General features: G+C 52.9%; 9 protein-coding genes. 1 reads left to right on the forward strand and 8 read right to left on the reverse strand.

Translation table 11 applies throughout. The annotated features are described in order from the left end of the window. Positions 1 to 156: 156 nt before the first annotated feature. From BQ5375_RS00050 to tet(40), 6 genes are all read right to left on the reverse strand, one after another. The gene (locus BQ5375_RS00050; RefSeq protein WP_021632616.1) at positions 157 to 435 is read right to left on the reverse strand and encodes a type II toxin-antitoxin system YafQ family toxin; all 279 of its coding nucleotides are present in this window, start codon (positions 433 to 435) and stop codon (positions 157 to 159) included. Next, a complete protein-coding gene (locus BQ5375_RS00055; RefSeq protein ID WP_033119556.1) occupies positions 428 to 694 on the reverse strand; it encodes a type II toxin-antitoxin system RelB/DinJ family antitoxin in 267 nt (88 codons plus the stop codon). The genes BQ5375_RS00050 and BQ5375_RS00055 overlap by 8 nt, the downstream gene beginning before the upstream one ends. Before the next feature lie 255 nt (positions 695 to 949). Further along, positions 950 to 2,401, reverse strand: coding sequence for a hypothetical protein (locus tag BQ5375_RS00060; RefSeq protein WP_076917207.1), 1,452 nt, complete (start codon positions 2,399 to 2,401; stop codon positions 950 to 952). 415 nt (positions 2,402 to 2,816) lie between these two features. After that, on the reverse strand, positions 2,817 to 4,064 hold the full coding sequence (locus BQ5375_RS00065) for a plasmid recombination protein (protein WP_015517767.1): 1,248 nt from the start codon (positions 4,062 to 4,064) through the stop codon (positions 2,817 to 2,819). Positions 4,065 to 4,220: 156 nt separating this feature from the next. Next, on the reverse strand, positions 4,221 to 4,385 hold the full coding sequence (locus BQ5375_RS14275; protein WP_159438011.1) for a hypothetical protein: 165 nt from the start codon (positions 4,383 to 4,385) through the stop codon (positions 4,221 to 4,223). Between the two features lie 237 nt (positions 4,386 to 4,622). Then, positions 4,623 to 5,843: a tetracycline efflux MFS transporter Tet(40) gene (gene tet(40) / locus BQ5375_RS00075; protein WP_002578914.1), complete on the reverse strand. Its 1,221-nt coding sequence runs from the start codon at positions 5,841 to 5,843 to the stop codon at positions 4,623 to 4,625. A gap of 38 nt (positions 5,844 to 5,881) precedes the next feature. On the opposite strand from tet(40), the gene BQ5375_RS00080 reads away from it, so the two are divergent. Then, positions 5,882 to 7,138, forward strand: a complete 1,257-nt coding sequence (locus BQ5375_RS00080; protein WP_328586997.1) for a recombinase family protein — start codon at positions 5,882 to 5,884, stop codon at positions 7,136 to 7,138. Between the two features lie 67 nt (positions 7,139 to 7,205). On the opposite strand, the gene BQ5375_RS14580 is transcribed toward BQ5375_RS00080, so the two are convergent. Together BQ5375_RS14580 and BQ5375_RS00085 are read right to left on the reverse strand one after the other, a co-directional pair. After that, a complete protein-coding gene (locus tag BQ5375_RS14580; protein ID WP_268876778.1) occupies positions 7,206 to 7,340 on the reverse strand; it encodes a hypothetical protein in 135 nt (44 codons plus the stop codon). Between the two features lie 41 nt (positions 7,341 to 7,381). After that, positions 7,382 to 7,868: hypothetical protein (locus BQ5375_RS00085; RefSeq protein WP_227080884.1), on the reverse strand; the 487-nt coding region annotated here is incomplete at its 5' end.

The following is a 7,868-nucleotide window of genomic DNA, read 5'->3' on the forward strand; positions in this document are numbered from 1 at the left end:
ACTTTCGCTGATTGCGAAACTTCCTTTCGCATCTTTCGCAACATGGTTTCGCCTACACCATGCACGAACTGCCTGTTCCGACACGCCACATTCTATTGCAATTTCCGTTATTACACCCGCCAAATATCATCACCACTCTTTCATCCGGAGTTAATCTCAAAACAAATCGCTATGAGATCCCGTCCTTATCAATTTCAAAATCAAAGTCTGCCGAACAACTTTATAGACCAACAGCCAGTCCGGCTCGATGTGACATTCTCTCATGTCCTTATAATTTCTGGAATTAGTGAGAGCATGATCTCGATACGCCTCCGGCAACGGCTGCTCGTTACACAACAGCGTGATCACTTCCTCCAACTTCTTCGGATCGCAGCCTCTCTTGATCGCAAGCTTGTAATCTCGTTTGAACTGCCCCGAAAACTCCGGCTTAAGCATTCAGCGCCTCCATCAGATCTGCAACGCTATCAAACGGACCATACATATCCTCTCCCTTTTCTGCCGCCTCCATCGCCGCATAGGTAACAGCATTCGGCTCGTCAACCTTGACTTCAAAGGGAAGTCCATGACACCTAAGTGCCTGTCGATAAAAAATACCCGTTGCCGTACTCAAATCCATTCCGAGGGACTTAAAGAGAGCTGCCGCCTGTGCTTTCAGCTCCGGCTCCATTCTTATCGTCATATTTCCTTTAGCCATAATAGCACTCCTTTCCTCGTCATTTTTAGCTTGCACTAATATTATATTCAATATTCGTGACATTTGCAAGTGCATTGCAAATGTTTTTTTGCAACTTTTCTATGAACAGTGCTTTCTATATGCTAACACCGCAGCGTGTACATTTAGGGGGTGAAAAAGCCTTATTTCGCGCGGTTTTCAAGCCTCGTTTTCGGTGGGGTAATATAAAAACCCTTACCCGCCCCGAAAACGCCTTGTAGGGCGTTTCTGGGGCGTTTACAGCCCTTTCTTAAATTCCTCCACCAACAGATCGCTCAAAGCCTGTGATGGGCGTATTTTGACCGTTATATGCCCCTCCGGTACGGTGTCCCACCATTTGCAGATCGTTTTCGGATCAAGTCCGGTGTCCCTATGACAATCGGCCTTGCGTCCCTCTGGATGCTCCTGCCGCCACGCATAGACTTGCGCTTTCTTTTCTTCTGCCCCTTTTCTTCTCCATGTGCCGCCAGGATAATCCACTTCCTGCACCGCCCTTGCTCTTTTCAAATGCTCTTTCTGTGATCTACCATTCCTCTTGTTGCGCTCGATGCGAACATCGGTCAGAGCTTCAATATCGGAAATCGTGAAATTGTAATACTCCTTGTCGTAGGCTTCCAGCGCACTCCGTATATCTTCCTCGGTCAATGCGTTCTCATGCTTCACCATCTGCAGATCATCAAAAGCCTCTTTCATATCCTGCCGGAGCTGCTGCTTCGACACACCGCATTTGTAAGCATAGATAGCAAGGCACATCAAAAAGAAATACCGATGCCCGCCCTTTATCTCTCCGATCTGCCGCAGCCACCAATGGTAGAGCGCATACGGATCATCACCATGCACCTTTCCGGCAATATCCCACTTCTTGCGTCCTTTCTCGCCTCTCACAACAACACGCTCATACCACTCCGGATATGCCTCCCTCGCCTCAGCTCGTGTCATTTTGGATGGGCTGAAAGGCTTATTGACATCCACCCTGTTTTCTGGCTTTGCGTAGGCGTTCAGATAATCCAGCGTTACCCGTTCTCCGGTACGGAAAGCGACCAGCTCCGTCCCATGCTTGTCATTGATGCTGCCCACCATGCGGAAGCTCTGATTGATGGATTGATACTGGATCGCCTTGACCTGCGAAGTGCTGCCATACTCCCATAGCCGGAAAGTGAGGTCATATTTCAGACTTTTAAGCTGAATTTTTATATTCGGGTATAGGTCAATCGGCTGCTGGAAAACATAGTAGATATGCAGCCCTGTCCCCGACAGAACAAGGAAAGTCGGCATCGGCAACCGGCGCACTCGCTCCGGATCGCCGCCAAAGCGCAGAAAGAGGTTGCGCAGCTCGGCAAGACCTACGCCATCCAGATCGAAGATCAGAGCATACATCCGCTGGGCGTTCTCCAGCCTGTTCTCCTTTCTGCGATATGCAAGACCGCTGCACAAAGTAAGGCTGTTCCCCTCGACAAACTCCATGTAATCCTGTTCCCATGTGTCGTTATACATCTTCCTGCGCCGGAGCTTCTTATCCTCGCTCTGTTCGTCCCGATACAGATACACAGCGTTCGGATGGGAAAAATCCGTGTGCCGTTCTCCGGAGTTCTCATTGTCCGGAAACAGCTCTTTATAAAACTCATAGCCTCCGACCTCCGGATATTGTGCGCTCAAATACTCGTAGCAGCCTCGATAATTCTCGGTCATATTACCACCTCACAAAAGAAAAAGTACCAAAAAGAAAATCCGCTGCGGCGGGGATCGCCTGCGGGCGGGAAGGGGGAAAAGGGGGAGCAAAAGAGCGGCGGCTACGCCGCCTTAAAGAGAAAGTCACCTCCCCCTTTTCCCCCTCGCTGCGGGGCATTGAAAGTGCCGCCACTATGGAAAACCCGATGGGTTTACCACAGTGGCTTGGAAAACCTCTAACGAGGTTTACCACACTTCCAACACCCCTCCGCTCACCCCCTTTTTCCCCTCCGACTTTCTCCCTTTCAGAGAGAAAAAATATAGGTTGGGAGTACCCTTACAGGGGGCTTAGATTATCAATACAGCAATTCCCTATTTTCAGTTGTTATTATAGCCTGTCCGAAAGAGATTTTCAAGCCCTCCGGACAGGCTTCTTTTACAGCTCCATGCCGCCCATTCCTCGCTGGTGCTGCTGTTGCTCCTGCTGCTGTCCAATCTCCGGATCGGGCAGCAGCTCCCTCGCCTTTTCAAGCAGAGGACGCAGACGCTCCGGCAAGTGTTCTTCCAAGAAGTCCAGCATCCGACCGATGCCGTCCGTCAGACGCTCGGTGAAGCTGCGTTCCTCCTGCAGCTCGGATTGCAGATAATAGTTTTCATCGCGCAGCCTCCGGTTTTCCTGTTCAAGCCTCTGCTGCCGCTGCGCTTCTTCCAGCCGCTTCTTCATGGACGGCACCTGTGACCGCAGACGGGTGTTTTCCTCCGTCAGCTCCTGTACCTTGTGCCGATCCGTCACGCTGCGCAGTGCCATTTTCTTTAGCTGCTCGACCTGATCCACCGTCACGCCCTTTACTGCCCCTGTGAGCGTCTTTTCCGGCTGAATATCATGCAGGGGTGCATTTACCCTGTCAGCCTCCTTTAAGAGCCGCACAGTGCCTTTCAGAGCGTCCCGCTGCCGTTCCAGCTCAGCAACCTCCCGCTCTACTGCCGCTGTCTGCTGCTGCACCGCTTCCAGCCTCGCAGCCGCTTCCTTGAACTGCGGCAAGTCCATGTGCGGTCTGTTCGTGCCGAGAGAGATAATTTCAAAATCGTGCCGCTGGGCGATCTCCGTCAGAGCTTCTTTCTCCCGTTCCATCCACGCCGCCCATTCGGTCTGCTTTCTGCCGACACCGACAAACCCCTGCTGCTTCAATGCCTGTTTCATAGATACCCTTGTAGAAAGTCCTCTTGACTGCTCCGTTGCCACAGGGATAAAATCGACATGGAGATGGGGCGTTGCCTCGTCCATGTGCAGCACCATATTGAACACCCGCAGATGGGGGTTGCGTTCTGCAAAAGACTCCGCAAAATCTTTCAGAGCTGCCGCCGCCCGTTCTCCGTCCGGCGTACCGCACCCACAGTCGCTCATGTTGCCGATCTGGAAGATCGCTTCATGGAACAGCTTTTCCTGTTTACTCTGCCGGATATGCTCATAGTAGTCCGGTATCTTATCTCTCGTTTTGGTTTTCTTTGCGTTGTAGGCTGCGAGAGCTTCATCAAAGACCATATGATAGACCTGCTTCAGATCCTCGTTGCAGAAAACAATGTTCTGCTCCGTCCGGCTCCGGTCTACATTCGCCGCTGAGAAGCTGCGGTTGTTGTGCCGGATGCTCCCTGCACCTGTCATACCCGAAATCGTAACTCCCATAAAATCGCCCCCTTTCCGCTTATTCTTCCGTCCTCTATTTTATCATAAATTTCCGCTAAAAACAACCTCTTTGTTACTTTCTGGTGAGAAAGTAACGCAAAAGCACTTTCACACCGCCACCCCATCGGTGCAGCGGTGTGAAAGTGCTTTGCGCCCCTAAAGGGGAGGGGTTGCCGGAGCTGCTTCACTGCCGGCTCGTGCCTGCTGCTCTGCCAGCTCCGGAGGGGCGCTGCCCCTGCCGTCTGCGGACGGCTCCCCGAACTTCATCCCACCGATAAACTGGAATTGGTCATTCTTCTTTTTCTTCAGGAGTATCTTCATTTGGCTTGGAACTGATTTTTGAAACAATAATACCTGTGCAAGTAACAACTACCACACAAAGATACATTCCTATTCCTAATGCTCATGTACGGTAAAGTATCACAAGAAAATTATGTCGAATTGACAGCCGCCTCCGCTATACCGAATAAGGAAATAAAGAGTCCTCAAATTTTGCGCTACTAAATGAAGACGAGCGGAAGTAATCTCCCGCTCGTCAGTAAACTTAACTATGCCATATCAATCCCGCTTCTTTCCCGCCACCGGCACTAAGAACAGCGCGGGCAACAGCAGGAAAGCGGTACAGACCAGCCCCCAGGGTATGGACACCTGCTGGGCTACCAGCCCCACAATAGGCCCGCCGATGATCTGCCCGAAAGAGTCCAGCTGTCCGCTGGTGGAAAAGACTGTGGCGCGCATTTTCTCATCCACATGGTCGTTCATCCAGGCGGCCAGCACAGGCTCCTTGATGGTGCGCATAAGCCCCGCCAGCAGGAACACCAACAACATGAACCAAAAGCTCCGCCCCACCGCGAAGAGAACCAGGCACAGGATATACCCGGCGCTGGTGGACATGACCACACTGGTTCGGCTGACAGTCCCTTTTTTCTCCATGCGGGCGATGAGCAACTGAGAAGCCAGAATACCTAAGCCGCTGCCGATAAGACTGATAACACCGAACCAAGTGACGCTGTTCAGCGGCCCGATAACGGGTATTACCGTGTCATCCAGAAAATGAGCGGTGGAGAGCCGGTCAAAGCCTTCACTGGCAAGTCCCCCGCATAGTGTGATTGCTAAGAGCGCCAGCAACACAGGTGCGCCTTTCACAAAGCCCAGGTTGAGCTTGAACAGGCAGACAAAGTCTTTAAGCAAGCCCTGCCGTTCCTCAATAGCAGGGGAGAAGTTGGTTTCTGGCATGATGCGAACCAACACCAGCCCCAACAACAAGCACAAACTGCCCCCCAAGATGACAGGCATTTGCAGGTTTATGTTTCCCAGCAGTGTGCCCAGCACCACGCCCAGAACGCCGCCGATTTGCCCCATTTGACTGCCCCGCAGGAACACCTTGTCTATGGGTTTGTCCTCTTCCTCCGAGGCAATCCACGCCTCCAGAGCGCCGGTGATGAAGGTATCACCGCAACCCCAGACAACCTGGGCCAGCAGAACCGGCGCGAACCACGGTAGCGCACCCTCCATCAGAAAGCCCAGGCCGTAGAGGAACATTCCAATCAGCACCGAGCGCCGACGGCTATACAAATCCGCCACCACACCGGTGGGTATCTCGAACAGAAAGCAGGAGGTCTCCAGAACCGTCCCTACCAGGACAAGCTGGAAAGCATCCAGCTGCACCACCTCCAGGTGGTACACGATGGAAAGCACTGTGGACATAGAAACCGCCAGGGAAAAGACAAATCGGAACAGCAGGTAGACAGAATATGCCTTTGAATTTTTAGCAAACATGAAGTTACATTCTCCTTTACGAATCAGTGGGTTGTTTTGTGAAACAAGCCCGACTGCCGCGCATGAGCGCCTTGCGGAATTTATTTAATGAATGGATGGTGAGGGACACGAGCAAGAAAATCAAAGCGGTTTTCCGGGCTAAAGGCATGAGCGGAAAACCCATCACCAGCCAGCCGGTCTATGGCTATCTGAAAGGCCCGGACGGACACTTCGTTGTTGACCCGGAGGCCGCACCTGTTGTAAAGCAGATATTCAGTCTGTGCCTTGCCGGGAACGGCCCCACCAAGATTGCCCGGATGCTGACCGAGCAGAACATCCCCACGCCGGGGACGATGGAGTACCGGCGCACCGGCAGCACCCGCCGTTACTACCCGGACTACCCCTGTAAGTGGTCGAGCAACACCGTGGCGCACATCCTGGAGCGCCGGGAGTACCTGGGGCATACCGTCAACTTCAAGACGGAGAAGGTGTCCTACAAGGTCAAGACCAGCGTTGCCAACCCAGAGGACAAGATAATGGTCTTTGAGCATACCCACGAGGCCATCATTGACGAGGCCACCTGGGAGCGAGTGCAGGAGCTTCGCAAACAGCGAAAGCGGCCCAACCGCTACGGCGAGGTTGGCCTGTTCTCCGGTCTGTTGTTCTGCGCCGACTGCGGCAGCGTCATGTACCAGCAGAGGTATGAAACGAACAAGCGGCGGCAGGACTGCTACATCTGCGGCAGCTACAAGAAGCGCACCGCCGATTGTACGGCACATTTCATCCGCACCGACCTTCTGACGGCGGGCGTGACGGAAAATCTGCGGAAAGTCACCAGCTACGCCGCCAAGCATGAGGCCCGGTTTATGAAGCTGCTGATGGCACAGAACGAGGACGGCGGTAAGCGGAAGAACGCCGCCCGCCGCCGCGAGCTGGAGGCGGCGCAGAAGCGTATCGGAGAGTTGAACGGCATCTTCAAGCGTCTGTATGAGGACAGCGTGAGCGGGCGCATTACGGACGAGCGTTTCATGGAGTTGTCCACCGATTATGAGCAGGAGCAGGCCACGCTGAAGGCCCGTGCCGCCGAGTTACAGGCGGAGCTGGGGCAGGCGCAGGAGGCCGCTGTGAACGTGGAGAAGTTCATGGCCGTTGTGCGGAAGTACACCAGCTTTGAGGAGCTGACCCCCACCCTCCTGCGGGAGTTCGTGGAGAAGATCGTGGTGCATGAGTGCTGGAAGGACGAGCAGGGAACGCGCCACCAGGACATCGAGATTTATTATTCTTTTGTAGGCAAGGTGGACTTGCCCGACGATTGAGCCAGACCTATCCGGCGAGGCCCCGCCGGATGGGAACGGCAAAAATTTTTAACCTCTCCTTGCTTCTTTATCCGTAGTGAGCTAATACACAAGCACTTCCATAATCCATACCATTGAAGAAATCTCCGCAAATGTCAGAAAAGAACATACCTATGATTGCGACTACACAGCCTATCGCAAAATATGTCCATACCTTTTTCATACAATCACACTCCTTCATCAATTCCCGATTTGTCGTTCTGTTTAGTCCCCAAAGAACCTACTAAACCAGCTACGCTTTTGAACCGGTTCTGTCTCACGCTCCGGCTGATCGGCTCCGGACTTGCCGGAAAGAAGCTGCTGATGCATTGTCCCAGCATGGAGAGCCTGGGCCGCTGCCGCAGTCTGCTGTGCCGTCACCAACGCCGAGCTGACCTCCGCCAACCTTGCGTTCAGTTCCTCGATCTGCTTGTCCTTTACAGCAAGTTGCTCGCTTTTCCGGTCTAATTCTCCCTGCAGCATAGCGATCAAAGTGGTTTCGCAAGTTTCGCAACTTGCTTTCGCCTGTTGCGAAACTTGCTTTCGTTCAACACCTAAATAATGCTGATATATGGCGGTTTTTTGACTTTCGCTGATTGCGAAACTTCCTTTCGCATCTTTCGCAACATGGTTTCGCCTACACCATGCACGAACTGCCTGTTCCGACACGCCACATTCTATTGCAATTTCCGTTATTACACCCGCCAAATAT

The sequence above is a fragment of the Negativibacillus massiliensis genome, from assembly GCF_900148495.1.
GTDB lineage: Bacteria > Bacillota > Clostridia > Oscillospirales > Ruminococcaceae > Negativibacillus > Negativibacillus massiliensis.

Coding starts and splice junctions, on each gene's coding strand:
- BQ5375_RS00050 (WP_021632616.1), bottom strand. CDS start 435: ATGCTTAAGCCGGAGTTTTCGGGGCAGTTCAAACGAGATTACAAGCTT.
- BQ5375_RS00055 (WP_033119556.1), bottom strand. CDS start 694: ATGGCTAAAGGAAATATGACGATAAGAATGGAGCCGGAGCTGAAAGCA.
- BQ5375_RS00060 (WP_076917207.1), bottom strand. CDS start 2,401: ATGACCGAGAATTATCGAGGCTGCTACGAGTATTTGAGCGCACAATAT.
- BQ5375_RS00065 (WP_015517767.1), bottom strand. CDS start 4,064: ATGGGAGTTACGATTTCGGGTATGACAGGTGCAGGGAGCATCCGGCAC.
- BQ5375_RS14275 (WP_159438011.1), bottom strand. CDS start 4,385: ATGAAGATACTCCTGAAGAAAAAGAAGAATGACCAATTCCAGTTTATC.
- BQ5375_RS14580 (WP_268876778.1), bottom strand. CDS start 7,340: ATGAAAAAGGTATGGACATATTTTGCGATAGGCTGTGTAGTCGCAATC.